The organism is Enterococcus gilvus ATCC BAA-350 (assembly GCF_000407545.1).
GTDB classification, from domain to species: domain Bacteria; phylum Bacillota; class Bacilli; order Lactobacillales; family Enterococcaceae; genus Enterococcus_A; species Enterococcus_A gilvus.
The window spans coordinates 1622471-1636516 of record NZ_ASWH01000001.1 but is presented as its reverse complement, the minus strand read 5'-3'; the positions used below and the strand labels follow the sequence as shown (position 1 = coordinate 1636516).

At 41.4% G+C, this 14046-nt stretch carries 13 protein-coding genes; all 13 read left to right on the top strand.

Features of this window, described 5'->3' with window-relative positions:
- The first annotated feature begins 45 nt into the window (after nucleotides 1–45).
- Entirely contained in the window at nucleotides 46–801 is a 756-nt protein-coding gene (locus I592_RS08070; protein WP_010780696.1) for an inositol monophosphatase family protein, read from the top strand.
- Nucleotides 802–921: 120 nt separating this feature from the next.
- Nucleotides 922–2763, top strand: coding sequence for a translational GTPase TypA (typA, locus tag I592_RS08065; protein WP_010780697.1), 1842 nt, complete (start codon nucleotides 922–924; stop codon nucleotides 2761–2763).
- Between the two features lie 289 nt (nucleotides 2764–3052).
- The gene (locus I592_RS08060; protein WP_010780698.1) at nucleotides 3053–3442 is read left to right on the top strand and encodes a hypothetical protein; all 390 of its coding nucleotides are present in this window, start codon (nucleotides 3053–3055) and stop codon (nucleotides 3440–3442) included.
- A gap of 48 nt (nucleotides 3443–3490) precedes the next feature.
- Nucleotides 3491–4510 carry a DUF2922 family protein gene (locus I592_RS20710; RefSeq protein ID WP_010780699.1) on the top strand — a complete coding sequence of 340 codons (1020 nt, stop codon included), beginning with the start codon at nucleotides 3491–3493 and terminating at the stop codon, nucleotides 4508–4510.
- A 453-nt stretch (nucleotides 4511–4963) separates the two neighbouring features.
- A complete protein-coding gene (locus I592_RS08050) occupies nucleotides 4964–5266 on the top strand; it encodes an Fpa/YlaN family protein (RefSeq protein WP_010780700.1) in 303 nt (100 codons plus the stop codon).
- Nucleotides 5267–5269: 3 nt separating this feature from the next.
- Nucleotides 5270–6460, top strand: a complete 1191-nt coding sequence (locus I592_RS08045; RefSeq protein WP_010780701.1) for an FtsW/RodA/SpoVE family cell cycle protein — start codon at nucleotides 5270–5272, stop codon at nucleotides 6458–6460.
- Nucleotides 6461–6465: 5 nt separating this feature from the next.
- Nucleotides 6466–9888 (top strand): pyruvate carboxylase, encoded by a 3423-nt coding sequence (locus I592_RS08040; protein WP_010780702.1) that lies wholly within the window; start codon nucleotides 6466–6468, stop codon nucleotides 9886–9888.
- A gap of 21 nt (nucleotides 9889–9909) precedes the next feature.
- Nucleotides 9910–11019 carry a CAP-associated domain-containing protein gene (locus tag I592_RS08035; RefSeq protein WP_010780703.1) on the top strand — a complete coding sequence of 370 codons (1110 nt, stop codon included), beginning with the start codon at nucleotides 9910–9912 and terminating at the stop codon, nucleotides 11017–11019.
- 1 nt (nucleotide 11020) lies between these two features.
- A complete protein-coding gene (locus tag I592_RS08030) occupies nucleotides 11021–11446 on the top strand; it encodes a YlbF/YmcA family competence regulator (protein ID WP_010780704.1) in 426 nt (141 codons plus the stop codon).
- A complete protein-coding gene (locus I592_RS08025) occupies nucleotides 11433–11780 on the top strand; it encodes a YlbG family protein (protein WP_174293652.1) in 348 nt (115 codons plus the stop codon). Before I592_RS08030 ends, I592_RS08025 begins: the two co-directional genes overlap by 14 nt.
- 138 nt (nucleotides 11781–11918) lie before the next feature.
- Nucleotides 11919–12473, top strand: a complete 555-nt coding sequence (rsmD, locus tag I592_RS08020) for a 16S rRNA (guanine(966)-N(2))-methyltransferase RsmD (protein ID WP_010780706.1) — start codon at nucleotides 11919–11921, stop codon at nucleotides 12471–12473.
- 1 nt (nucleotide 12474) lies between these two features.
- Complete coding sequence (gene coaD, locus I592_RS08015) at nucleotides 12475–12969, top strand: pantetheine-phosphate adenylyltransferase (protein WP_010780707.1); 495 nt, start codon at nucleotides 12475–12477, stop codon at nucleotides 12967–12969.
- Nucleotides 12959–14002, top strand: a complete 1044-nt coding sequence (locus tag I592_RS08010) for a SepM family pheromone-processing serine protease (protein WP_044926157.1) — start codon at nucleotides 12959–12961, stop codon at nucleotides 14000–14002. The genes coaD and I592_RS08010 overlap by 11 nt, the downstream gene beginning before the upstream one ends.
- Nucleotides 14003–14046 lie beyond the last annotated feature (44 nt).

The following is a 14046-nucleotide window of genomic DNA, read 5'->3' as shown; positions in this document are numbered from 1 at the left end:
AGCGCTATAAGTACAGCGAGAATCGATTTTTAAGGAGAGATGAAGATGGAGAATGAGATCATTCAATGGATCTATGAAGCAGCGAGTAAAATCAGGACAGGATTGGGCGATGCCTTGAAGGTCGATCAAAAAAACGGTCGCACCGATTTAGTAACGAACGTAGATAAAGAGGTACAGGATTTCATCGTCAAAAAAATCAACGAATATGATCCAGAGGCGCTGATATTGGGCGAGGAAAACGGGCAGGATCAGACACCGATCGACAAAGGGCGTGTCTTTGTGATTGATCCGATCGACGGGACATTGAATTTTGTGATGCAGCAGGAAAATTTCTGCATTATGATCGCTGTATATGAAGAAGGCGTCGGCCAGCTTGGTTTTATTTATGATGTGATGCGGGATGAGCTTTTTTGGGGTGGCCCAAAAGTCGGCAAGGTCTTCTTTAATAAGAAGGAAATCGACGCGCCTGAGAACACTTCTTTGAGAGCAGGGCTGATCGGAATGAATGCGGCTCTTTACCGAAAAAATGCGTTTCATGCACAGGAGATTGGGCTTGAATCCATGGGCATCCGTGTTTTAGGCTGTGCGGGCTTAGATTTTATCGCGATTTTGAAGGGGACTCAAATTGGATATATCAGTATGCTCAGTCCGTGGGATTATGCTGCCGGAATGATTATGATGGATCAATTAGGAATGGTCAGCTATGGGGCGAATAGGCAGCCGCTGACTTATCAAGGAAGAGAATTTTTCGTTGGTGCGACACAGGCAGCAATGGTGGAGATTCAAGCCTTTGACCAGTAAAATCCTTAAGAAAAAACTTTTTCTGAAAAAATGAAAATGTTTTACTAACACTCTTAGGGATTTTCTGTTATAATTGTCAATCGAGTGAGTCTCGCGTTACAAGAAAAGGAGCAATTAAAATTGAATTACAGAGAAGATATCCGCAACGTGGCTATTATTGCCCACGTCGACCATGGTAAAACAACATTAGTAGATGAAATGTTAAAACAATCCGATACCCTTGATAGTCATGTAAACCTACAAGAACGGGCAATGGATTCAAATGCATTAGAAAAAGAACGTGGTATCACGATCTTAGCGAAAAATACCGCAGTAAACTATAAGGATTACAAAATCAACATCATGGACACTCCAGGGCATGCTGACTTCGGTGGTGAAGTAGAGCGTATCATGAAGATGGTTGATGGCGTATTGCTTGTTGTAGATGCCTATGAAGGTACGATGCCGCAAACGCGCTTCGTATTGAAAAAAGCCTTAGAACAACATTTAACACCAATCGTTGTTGTAAATAAAATCGACAAACCTTCTGCACGTCCAGAAGAAGTGGTAGATGAAGTATTGGAATTATTTATCGAATTAGGAGCAGATGACGATCAATTGGATTTCCCAGTGATCTATGCTTCAGCAATCAATGGAACATCTAGTTTATCGGATGACCCTGCGGAACAACAAGAAACAATGGCTCCTGTTTTTGATACGATCGTTGAAAAGATTCCAGCTCCCGTTGATAACAGTGACGAACCGCTGCAATTCCAAGTATCATTACTAGATTACAATGACTATGTTGGACGTATCGGTATCGGCCGTATTTTCCGTGGAAAAATGAAAGTCGGCGACCAAGTTTCTGTTATGAAGCTTGACGGTTCGATTAAAAACTTCCGTGTAACGAAGATCTTTGGTTTCTTCGGCTTGCAACGTTTGGAAGTTCAAGAAGCAAAAGCCGGCGATTTGATCGCTGTTTCTGGGATGGAAGACATCTTTGTTGGGGAAACAGTAACACCTATCGACCATCAAGATGCATTACCAATCTTGCACATCGATGAACCAACATTGCAAATGACATTCCTTGTAAACAATTCACCGTTTGCTGGTCGCGAAGGTAAATACGTGACTTCACGCAAAATTGAAGAACGCTTGATGTCAGAATTGCACACAGACGTTTCTTTACGTGTTGAAAATACAGAGTCTCCTGATGCGTGGACTGTTTCTGGTCGTGGAGAATTGCATTTGTCGATCTTGATCGAAAACATGCGTCGCGAAGGCTATGAATTGCAAGTATCACGTCCAGAAGTTATCGAACGAATGGTTGATGGCGTTAAATGTGAACCGTTTGAACGAGTACAAATCGACACTCCAGAAGAATACATGGGTAGCGTGATCGAAGCTTTAGGTCAACGTAAAGCAGAAATGCAAGACATGATCCATTCTGGTAACGGACAAGTTCGTTTGGTCTTCTTAGCTCCTGCTCGCGGCTTGATCGGATTCACTACTGAATTCTTATCAATGACTCGCGGATACGGCATCATGAATCATACATTTGACCAATACTTGCCAATGATCCAAGGCGTGATCGGCGGACGTCGTAACGGCGCGTTGGTTTCTGTTGATACTGGTAAGGCTACGATGTACTCAATCATGAGTGTAGAAGAACGTGGAACGGTCTTTGTTGAACCAACTACTGAAGTATATGAAGGCATGATCGTTGGTGAAAACAGCCGTGATAAAGACTTAGGTGTAAATATCACGAAGGCAAAACAAATGACAAACGTTCGTTCAGCCAACAAAGACCAAACATCTGTAATCAAAAAACCACGTATTCTGACTTTGGAAGAATCTCTAGAATTCTTGAACGATGATGAATATTGTGAAGTGACACCAGAATCTATTCGTTTGCGTAAACAGATCCTAAACAAATCTGAACGTGAAAAAGCAGCGAAAAAACGTAAAGTTGCAGCAGAATAATTTGTACTTCCAGACCTCACTGATGATAGTGAGGTCTTTTTTTTGTTGCATGAGCGATCGTTGATAGAAGGAATTGTTTGTTTGCTCTTCCTAGTTAAAAATTATTATCTGATATTTTTAAGTTATTTTTACAGGGGGTGAGCGGGATGAATCGGCGATTATTAAACTATTTGATTATTATAATTTATTTTTTATGAATAATTCGGATTGGACTTTCCGAAAGAATAGCAGTAATTTTTTCGTGTAGATATCTGATAAGAATTCTTATCAAAAGGAGGAACTATGAGCGATGGAAGAATACGGATTGACTAGACAAAAACTATTTACTTTAAAACGCGGGACCCTAGAGAAACGCCTGCGCACATATTATTATGAAACTAAAAATGAGAAGGCTACCATCGAGATGCTGATCGCGCTGCAAGTCAGAGATGAACTGACGAGTGAAGCAGATAATTTTTCTCATATGCTGAGAAGCGTTGTGTCTCGCATTTTTTTGCATAGACGTACGACGAAAGCGATGCGTCGTTTTTATCATTATTTTACAGAATACTTTAGCGAAAAAGACTGGCAATCATCAGTAACGAAATTATTTCCTGTATTGACTTATAACGAGGAAACAGCTGAGGAATTCGTCTCGCAAACGTCTGGGGAAGATATTCTAAGAGTTGCGGAGTCATGATCGACTGAACCAACAAGAACAATGAATGGGTGGAAAGGGGAGAGTGAGATGGATACAAGCACAACGATCTTATTGGATGCTAAATTTATGAAAAGCAATGGGAAAAAGCATCATTTCCGCATGAAGGGCTTTGATCCAACCAAGCCGGCGGAAAAAGTAAAAGCAGCACTGAAAAAATTAACCAAGCTGGATATTTTTGAAAAAGACGGCGTTGGCTTATATAAAGAAGTTCTGGAAGCGAAAATGGTAGAAGTTAAAAAGACGGTTCTTTTTAAGGACCATCAGAAGGATAAACCCAAAAAGGAAGAAAAAGACTTATATACGCAAATCACAGAAATGGCGTCTGCGATGGGGTACTCGCTGGATGCGTCCTTCGACATCTTAGATACCCTCAAACTGCCAGAGGAGTTAACGATCATAGAAGAACGACCGAATGCTGAGACACTGATCCAGTTGATCCAACTGCCTAGCGGATTCGATCCAACGGAGTTGTCAGAACAGCAAAATTATCGTGTGGTTGCTTCCTGTTTGCCAAAACATGCGACGTTAAAAGATATTTACCTCGATGATGAAACGACACCTGCCAAACTGCTTTCCGTTTCATCAATCGAAGTGGAAAAAGAGGACACGTCAAGTGCCGCTTCAAAGGCGTTGGCAGCAATCAAGTTGCCAAAGGATTTGACGATTATCGAAGAACGGCCGAATCCAGAAACCTTGATTCAAAAAATTGGATTGCCAAAAGGAATTGACCCAGTAGCACTGTCGGACAAGGACAATTATCGAATCGCTGTGTCTTGCTTGCCTGTGAACAGGATATTAGAGGAGCTCCTCATTGACGATGGGACAACGCCGGCTAGACTACACTCGGTGTCAAGAGCAGCTAATACTGCTCCATCGATCCCCTTGATCGAGAATGCGAGCGCAAAACCAAAAGAGAGCATAGAACCAAGGCCAGTTTCGGCCAGCCCGCCGAAACGAACAGCGGGAGAAAGTCCGCCCAAGCCATTAAAAATAACCAGCCATAAGCGGCGCCATCGACTGATTGAACGTATAAGAAGTCGGGAATAACGAATTTGAATGGTTAACCAAATCTAAATCCAACGTTGGTAAATTGAACTGCTCTTATACAAAACATTTTTATAGAAAATAATAGCTCGCTTAAATCAGCGGGCTATTTGTCGTGGGTGGAGATAAGTGGCCCATAAAGGGCTAGATAAGGAGCGATGAAAAGGATGCGCGCATTTTTAATGAAGAGGCGCGTCAGGGATCGATAAGTAAATTATAGAAAAACGTTATGTTTCATATTTCTTATTTGTTTCACGGAGCAACTGTTCAAAAGGATTGATTTTCTGCGTTTTTATCTAAAGTTTTTGGTTTGTAATCTTTATGTAATATTCGATCAGCTGTGTAAAAGTCAAAACCCGAACGAAGTGTTTAGAAAAAGCTTAGTCTCACGTATTTTTTCACTTTTTGAAATTTTTCTATGTTATAATGTTGGAATCAAGATAGGAGGGAAGCAAAATGGAAAATATTTCTTCTGATTTTGCCGTTAAAGTGTTGCAAGAAGATGCTGACAGGATTAAATTGTTGATTCGTAATCAAACAAATAGTCTGTGTATCTCTCAATGTAAAGCTTTTGAGGAAGTCGTTGATACACAAATGTATGGCTTCTCACGTCAAGTATTCTTTGCTGAAAAGGTAGGTATCTTGAAGCGCGGAGAAGGACAGCAAATGCTTAGCGATCTAGAAGCTGAGTTGAATCGTTTATATACGGAATTGTACGAAACTCGTCAAGATTTGACGGATGCCGGCTGGGAGGCTTAACACTTGCCAACGAAGATAAAAAAACGTCATTTTTTAGATTATAGTATTTTGATTCCTTATTTGATTTTGACCGTGATCGGTTTGATCTTTGTTTATAGTTCAACATCTTATATATTAATTACGAATGATAGAAGCCCAACAAGTCTGGTGATGAACCAGGGAGTCTTTTGGGTTTTAAGTTTGATTGTGATTAGTTTGATGTATAAGATGAAGACAGATGTATTGAAGAGCCAGCAATTGATCATTTTTGCTACATACCTCATTTTTATTCTGCTCATTGTCGTCATGTTCATCGGTGATGAGATCAATGGGGCCAAGGGCTGGATTCGAATTGGTTCCTTTACGATGCAGCCAGCCGAATATTTGAAAATAATGGTCGTCTGGTATTTGTCTTATATTTTATCGAAGCGTCAAGAAACCATCCAAGACAATTTCGTGAATGACATGAAGCGCCCCTTAATGCTGGTTTTCGCTATGATCTTTCTGGTTGCGATCCAACCGGATATGGGGAACGCGGCGATCATTACCTTATTAGCTGTCATTTTGTTGTTAGCAAGCGGGGTCAATTGGTTGTATAGTTTGATCATCGGCGGGACAGGTATAGCAGGTAGTTTCTTAGCAATTGAATTTATGACTCATTTCGGTGAGGCGATTTTGCCTGAAAGGCTGCAATACATTACTAGCCGTTTTGAAAGTTTTAAAAACCCCTTCAAATATGAATTGGATCAAGGTCATCAAATGGTCAACGGCTACTACGCCATGTTCAATGGCGGTTGGTTTGGCCGGGGATTAGGAAATAGTATCGAAAAAAAAGGATTTTTAAGTGAAGCTCATACCGACTTTATTTTTTCTATCGTAATAGAGGAAGTTGGTTTGATCGGCGCTTTAATTATATTAGCAGTATTGATTTTTATGATCGCGCGAATCTTCTTAGTTGGGATTCGTTCGAAAAAACCTTTCAATTCATTGATATGTATCGGAATTGGAAGCCTGTTGTTATTACAAGTTTTTATTAATCTTGGTGGTATTTTAGGAATTATTCCATTGACAGGGATCACATTCCCATTTCTGAGTCAAGGAGGAAATAGCTTACTTGTGTTGTCAGTAAGTGTCGCCTTTGCATTGAATATCAGTGCGGATGAGAAGCGAACGAAACTTGCAATCGAGTATGAATACTTAAAAAGTCAGGAGTGAAGTGCATGAAAAAGGTATTGGTAGCAAATAGAGGTGAAATTGCAACGCGGGTGTTCCGCGCGTGTAGTGAGTTAAACATTAAAACGGTAGCGATTTTTGCAGAGGAGGATCAATACTCCGTACACCGTTTCAAGTCAGACGAAGCTTATTTGGTCGGCAAGGGAAAGAAACCGATCGACGCATACCTGGATATTGAAGACATTATTCGTGTGGCGAAAGAGGCGAACGTGGATGCCATTCATCCAGGTTATGGGTTTCTTTCAGAGAATTTAGGCTTTGCGAAGCGTTGTCGCGAAGAAGGATTGATCTTTGTCGGTCCTGATTTGCACCATCTAGATATTTTCGGCGATAAAATCAAAGCGAAAGCAGCAGCATTGGAAGCGGGGATTCCGTCAATTCCTGGTTCAGATGGTCCAGTAGACACGATCGAAGGTGTACTGGAATTTGCAGAATCACATGGCTATCCGATCATGATCAAAGCAGCGTTAGGCGGCGGGGGTCGTGGAATGCGGGTTGCTCATGATGAAAAAGAAGCACGTGAAGGGTATGATCGTGCGAAAAGTGAAGCCAAGGCCGCTTTCGGAAATGACGAAATTTATGTCGAAAAATATGTTGCCAATCCTAAGCATATCGAGGTCCAAATTTTAGGAGATACTCATGGAAATGTTCTGCACTTATTTGAGCGCGATTGTTCTGTTCAACGTCGCCATCAAAAAGTTGTAGAAGTCGCTCCATGTATTTCTTTAAACGACGAACAACGGGAAAGAATTTGTCAAGCAGCGGTTCAATTGATGAAACACGTGGGCTATGTGAATGCCGGAACAGTGGAGTTCTTAGTGGAAGGGGATAACTTCTACTTTATCGAAGTCAATCCGCGGGTCCAAGTAGAACACACGATCACTGAATTGATTACGGGTGTTGATATTGTTACGTCACAGCTATTGATCGCTCAAGGCAAAGATTTGCATAAAGAAATCGGCTTGCCAGAACAAAAGGATGTCCAAATGTCTGGTGCCGCGATCCAATGTCGTGTCACAACGGAAGACCCATTGAATGGCTTTATGCCTGATACAGGGAAAATCGATACGTACCGTTCCCCGGGTGGTTTTGGTGTGCGTTTAGACGTCGGAAATGCTTATGCAGGAGCGACGGTAACGCCTTACTTTGACTCATTGCTGGTAAAAGTGTGTACCCATGCATTGAATTTTGATCAAGCGATCGAAAAAATGCAGCGTTGTTTGATCGAGTTCCGTATTCGCGGCGTTAAGACCAACATTCCGTTTATGCATAACGTGATCAGTCACCCTGTCTTCCAAAGTGGAAATGCAAAGACGACGTTTATTGATAATACGCCTGAGTTATTTGAATTCCCTCGTGTCCGCGATCGTGGAAATAAAACGATGCGTTACATTTCTGAAATCACGGTAAACGGCTTCCCAGGCATCGAAAAGCAAGAAAAACGTTATTTTGAAACACCACGTGCACCAAAGATTGAAAAACGTGAACTTCTTACTGCTAAAAATGTTTTGGACAATGAAGGCCCTGACGCAGTCTCAAAATGGGTGAAGGCGCATGATTCTGTCTTATTGACAGATACGACCTTCCGAGATGCGCATCAAAGCTTACTGGCTACACGAGTGAGAACCCATGATTTATTAAATGTTGCTCAAGCAACGGGAGAAGGAATACCAGAACTATTCTCAAGTGAGATGTGGGGCGGTGCGACCTTTGACGTGGCCTATCGTTTCTTAACCGAGGACCCTTGGAAACGATTGAAATTATTGCGTAAAGCAATGCCGAACACACTGTTACAAATGTTGTTCCGCGGCTCAAATGCAGTAGGCTATTCTAATTATCCAGATAATGTACTGGAAGAGTTTATAAAAGAAGCGGCGCATTACGGGATCGATGTTTTCAGAATTTTTGACAGTTTGAACTGGATTCCGCAAATGGAGAAAAGTATTCAATACGTACGTGATGCAGGGAAAATCGCTGAAGGAACGATTTGCTATACCGGCGATATTTTGGACCCAGATCGTACAAAATACAATGTACAATACTATAAAGAGATGGCGAAAGAATTGGAAGCCATCGGAGCGCACATCATTGCGATCAAGGATATGGCTGGTTTATTAAAACCGCAAGCCGCATTCCAATTGATCAGTGAACTTAAAGAAGCGACGGATCTTCCTATTCATTTACACACCCATGACACGGCAGGAAATGGGATCATTACTTTATCTGCTGCTGTAAAAGCGGGAGCAGATATTGTGGACGTGGCAACAAGTGCCATGAGTGGTGCAACTAGTCAGCCAAGTATGAGCAGCTTATACTACGCATTGCAATACGGCGATCGTACACCTGAACTGAATTTAAAAAATGTGCGTCAGATCAATCACTATTGGGAAGATGTACGACCATACTATGCCAGCTTTGAGAATGGCATCATGGCTGCACAGACGGAAGTTTACGATCATGAGATGCCTGGTGGACAATATTCAAATCTGCAGCAACAAGCAAAAGCGGTTGGCTTAGGCGACAAATGGGATGAAATCAAAGAAATGTATCAAACGGTCAATTTGATGTTTGGCGACATTGTTAAAGTAACCCCATCTTCTAAAGTTGTTGGTGATATGGCATTGTTCATGGTTCAAAATGATTTAACAGAACAAGATATCTATGACCGTGGAGATGAGTTAAGTTATCCAGACTCCGTAATCAGCTTTTTCCAAGGCGAATTAGGGCAGCCTGTTGGCGGATTCCCTGAAAAACTACAACAGATTGTTTTACAGGGTCGTCCAGCGATGCAGGAGCGTCCAGGTAAGTTTGCGGAACCAGTGAATTTTGAAAAAGTAAAACAAGAGCTGCAAGAATTGATCGGCTTTGAACCAAGCAAAACAGATGTCTTAAGCTATTTGATGTATCCGCAGGTATTCTTGGATTATCAAAAATCGTATGGACAATTCGCAGATGTAACATTGCTTGATACGCCGACCTTCTTCTCAGGTATGCGTCTTGGTGAAACGATCAATGTTCAGATTGAAAAAGGGAAGACATTGATTATTCGTTTGGATGAAATTGGCGAAGCAGATGTCGAAGGAAATCGTACCCTGTTCTTCAACTTAAATGGTCAACGTCGTGAAATCGTCGTGAAAGATGCATCAATCAAGAGTGCCGTGCAAACAAAACGCAAAGTAGAACCAACAAATCGCGAGCAAATCGGCGCGACAATGACGGGCTCTGTTTTGAAGGTATTAGTTAAAAAAGGCGACCATGTTGAAAAGGGGCAACCATTGCTGATCACTGAAGCGATGAAGATGGAAACATCGATTGATGCTCGATTTGCAGGAGAAGTCGCTCATTTATATGTTGAAGAAGGAGAAAGTATTTCTTCTGGTGATTTATTGATTGAAGTGAAAGAAAAATAGTAGTTGTAGGAGCGTTGCCGTGTGAAAAGAGTGATCGGATTTTTTAGTATCTTGTTTTTGGTTTTGGTTGGTTACTATTTACAGCCGGTTCTCTTTCCACCTGCGCAAAAAAATATCCCTATTGAGCATAAAGATCAAACGGTTCGCCACAAGGCGTTAAAGCATCAAACAATTAAGGCGGAAGGGTATGCGACTTATATTTCCCAGCCCATCGAATCCTTTGAAGAGAAGTTTGGTCAACCGACTAAGATCGAAGAGAGCGGATTTTTCTTCCAAACGCGGGATTATGCGTTGGAACAGGGATTATTAGAAGTGAATGTTGAATCCGGCAAAATCAGTACCATCAAAGTAATGGCGAAGAAAAATACTGAAGCAAAGCCATTCAAATTTGGGATGACAAGCAAGCAGCTCTCCGATCAAATTAATTTATCCGCGGATTTTGCTTTGGCTTATGATGAAGAACCGGTAGCAATTGAATTGAGCGAGAATGACATGCGTTTCCGTCCATTAGTCGCATTCGATAACGGGACCTTCGCAATGCTCTTTTTTAATGGTGACAGTGAAAAATTGATCGGTACCGTTTATTTGGACATGGAAAACCTGCTGCGGCTGATGCCTTATCAGATCAACAGCGGCAACCCGTTGGCAAACCGTGTCCAAGAAAGCAATCTCGATTGGAATCTATTGAATCAGCAAAAGCAGACTAGAATGATTGAAGCGATTAATCGATACAGAAGCTTGCAAAAATTGCCCGTTCTTTCCACGTCGACGAAAAGCTCAGAGAATGGCGAAAAGCTGCTAAAAAGTTTCTTAACAACGCCTAAAAGGGTTCTGTCAAATGAGCGTTTAGAAGAATGGCAGACGGATCAAGGGGCTCACTTGAGTAATTTATCTTTTGAATTATCTGACACAGAGTTCAAAGATCTAGCTAAATCTGAGAAGATCGATTATCAGGAAGGCTTCTTCTATTTTCCTATGGTAGACCCTTTATTTAATTTATTTAATTGGATCAGTCGCGATCATTTGAACGAGCTTTTTGATGGGCCTAAATCAGAGCTCGGCGTTGCAATCAATCAAGAAAGTGTGCTAGTCTTGTTACAAGAACCTGAAAAAACAAAGGATAGTGACTAACTTGATTATTAATGATGCTTTCTTTCAGTTGGAAGATCAGAACCAGATCTTGGTTCAAGCGATATTAGCAAGTCAATGCTATAAAAACTATCTGCAGGCGAAAGCACAGATGAATGCTTGTGATGACGTGGCTAAACTGAAAAGAAATTTTCAAGCTGAAAAGGAAAAGTTTGAGCGAATCGCTGCATATGGCGAATACGCGCCAGATTACCGTCAGCAACAGCGGAGTGTCCGTAAGAGCAAGCGTGCGCTTGATTTAAATGAAAAGGTGGCCGCTTTTCGTGTAGCAGAGACAGATTTTCAACGATTATTGGATGATATCGGGCAACGATTGGCAAATACCATTTCTTCAGATATCAAAGTTGATGCTGGAAATCCCTTTTTTGAAACAGGGAATCATAGTTGTAAGGGGAATTGTCATGGATAATACAGAATTTGTAATGCAACATAGACGAGGAATGATCGTTTGGGTCTATTCGTTAAAACAATTGAAAACGTTGAAACGCTTTGGATTGGTTCATTTCGTTTCTAGAAAAATGAAATACGTCGTCTTATATGTGAACGAAGAGGCCGCAGATGAAACAGAAGAAAAACTTCAAGGACTTCATTTTGTGCGCCAAGTAGAACGTTCATACCGACCAGATATTGAAATGAATTTTGCGGATCGCATTGGAACAAAAGCCGCTTATCAGGTGAAAGACGAGGAAGAATTGGATGTTCTTGAGGCCAATACGAAGATTCGTTTAGCGGAAACCGTTTAATTAAGGTGAAAAATGTCTGATTTATTCAAACATTTTTCATCTTTTTCTTTGATAATAACGATATAAATCTCCTTTTTTGCTAGCAATGATCGTTTATCATTCGCAAAACTGGAAGCATTTAGAGAGGGGCATGCACTCATGCGGGTAGTCGCAGGCGAATTCGGAGGTAGAAAATTAAAAACATTGACGGGAAGCAATACGCGACCGACAACCGATAAGGTAAAGGGAGCGATCTTCAATATGATCGGCCCGTACTTTGATGGAGGAAACGCACTAGATTTGTTTTCTGGCAGCGGATCGTTAGGCATAGAAGCAGTTTCGCGGGGAATGGACCAGGCTGTTTTAGTAGAAAAAAACTATCGAGCGATGGAAATCATTCGGGAAAATGTCGCCATGACTAAAAAGGAAGCGGCTTTTCTACTTATGAAGATGCCTGCCAATCAAGCAATCCAGAAGTTAACAGATAACGGACTGCAATTTGATCTGGTTCTGTTGGACCCGCCCTATGCGAAACAAGAGATCGTCAAACAGATCGAAATGCTGCTGCATAATGACTTGTTAACGTCTCGTGCGACAGTTGTCTGTGAAACAGATAAAGAAGTGATTTTACCTGAAAAAATAGGGACGTTAAAAGAACGTAAACGTCAAGATTATGGTATCACCGCCATAACGATTTATGATTGGGAGGATTAAGATGACACGCATTGCGCTTTTTCCCGGAAGTTTTGATCCATTAACGATGGGGCATTTAGATACAATTGAACGGGGTGCGAAATTGTTTGATGAATTGATCATCGGCGTTTTCGTAAATACAAATAAGAAAAGTTACTTTACCTCTGAAGAAAAATTAGCTATTGTGGAGGAGTCTGTAAAACACTTGTCGAATGTTCGGGTGGTGGGTCAAGAAAATGAATTGACCGTCAACGTGGCCGAAAAGCTCGGCGCAACCTTTTTGCTACGGGGAATCCGAAGCGTGAAGGATTATGAGTACGAAAAAGAGATCGCCTTGATGAATCACCACCTAGACCAGGGCTTGGAATCAGTCTTTTTGCTAGCGGATCCGAAATACAGCCACATTAGTTCATCGATTTTGAAGGAAGTCTGGACGTTCAATGGAGATATAAAAGAATACTTGCCTGAAGCAGTCTATCGGGCATTGGAAGAGAAGCGTGAGAATAGTGAAAAATAATAAACTTGTCAAACGATTACTGCTTATTTTTTTAGCCTTAATAGTCGTCGCCTGTATAATTGTGCCGATCCCTTACTATATTGAACAGCCCGGCGAGACCATCAACTTAAAGGAATTGATCACGGTCAATGATAAGAAGGACGAGCATAAAGGCTCCTTCAGTCTAACCTCTGTTGGAATTCGTCGAGCAACAGTATTTACGGCGTTACGATCAAAAATGGAACCCTTTAATGAAATTATTTCTGCAGATGAATTGACTGGCGGTGCCAGTGATGATGAATACATGCAGATTCAAAAGTTCAATATGGAGACGTCGCAAAACTTTGCGATCGAGCAGGCATTGAAACTTGCGAACAAGCCTTATAAGATGGAATACAAAGGTGTATATGTGCTAGGTGTAGAAAAAAATTCAAACTTCGCTGGAAAAATCAATGTTGGCGATACCGTAACCAAAGCGGACGGCAAAACTTTTACCAGCAGTGAAGACTTCATGAAATATGTCAAATCTCAAAAAGTAGGTCAAGAAATGAAAGTGACCTATGTCCATAATGGCGAGACCAAGGAAGCGACAGAGAAATTGATCAAGCTTCCGACTGACAAGAAGCCGGGAATCGGTATTACACTGACGGACCACACAGAGATCGATTCACAGGAAAAAGTGAAAGTCGATGCAGGTGACATTGGCGGTCCTTCCGCAGGCTTGATGTTCACATTAGAAATTTACGAACAATTGATCGATAAAGACCTGCGTCATGGCGAAAAAATTGCCGGAACCGGGACTATAAACGCCAATGGCGAAGTTGGCCGGATTGGCGGGATCGATAAAAAAGTCGCCAGTGCAGCCGCAGATAAGAATAAGGTTTTCTTCGCTCCAGACGATGAGATCACGAAGGAAATGAAAGAAGCACAGCCAGGAATCAAATCAAACTATCAAGAAGCAAAAGCTGCGGCTAAAAAAATAGACACAGAAATGAAAATTGTTCCTGTAAAAACAGTAAAAGACGCCTTAGATTATTTAGAGACGATGAAATAAAAAAAGCTGAACGTGTCCGATTGAAAAATCGGGCACGTTTTTTG

Excerpts from the sequence above, each read along its gene's own strand:
- I592_RS08070 (WP_010780696.1), top strand. The coding sequence starts at position 46 with ATGGAGAATGAGATCATTCAATGGATCTATGAAGCAGCGAGTAAAATC.
- I592_RS08060 (WP_010780698.1), top strand. The coding sequence starts at position 3,053 with ATGGAAGAATACGGATTGACTAGACAAAAACTATTTACTTTAAAACGC.
- I592_RS20710 (WP_010780699.1), top strand. The coding sequence starts at position 3,491 with ATGGATACAAGCACAACGATCTTATTGGATGCTAAATTTATGAAAAGC.
- I592_RS08050 (WP_010780700.1), top strand. The coding sequence starts at position 4,964 with ATGGAAAATATTTCTTCTGATTTTGCCGTTAAAGTGTTGCAAGAAGAT.
- I592_RS08040 (WP_010780702.1), top strand. The coding sequence starts at position 6,466 with ATGAAAAAGGTATTGGTAGCAAATAGAGGTGAAATTGCAACGCGGGTG.
- rsmD (WP_010780706.1), top strand. The coding sequence starts at position 11,919 with ATGCGGGTAGTCGCAGGCGAATTCGGAGGTAGAAAATTAAAAACATTG.
- coaD (WP_010780707.1), top strand. The coding sequence starts at position 12,475 with ATGACACGCATTGCGCTTTTTCCCGGAAGTTTTGATCCATTAACGATG.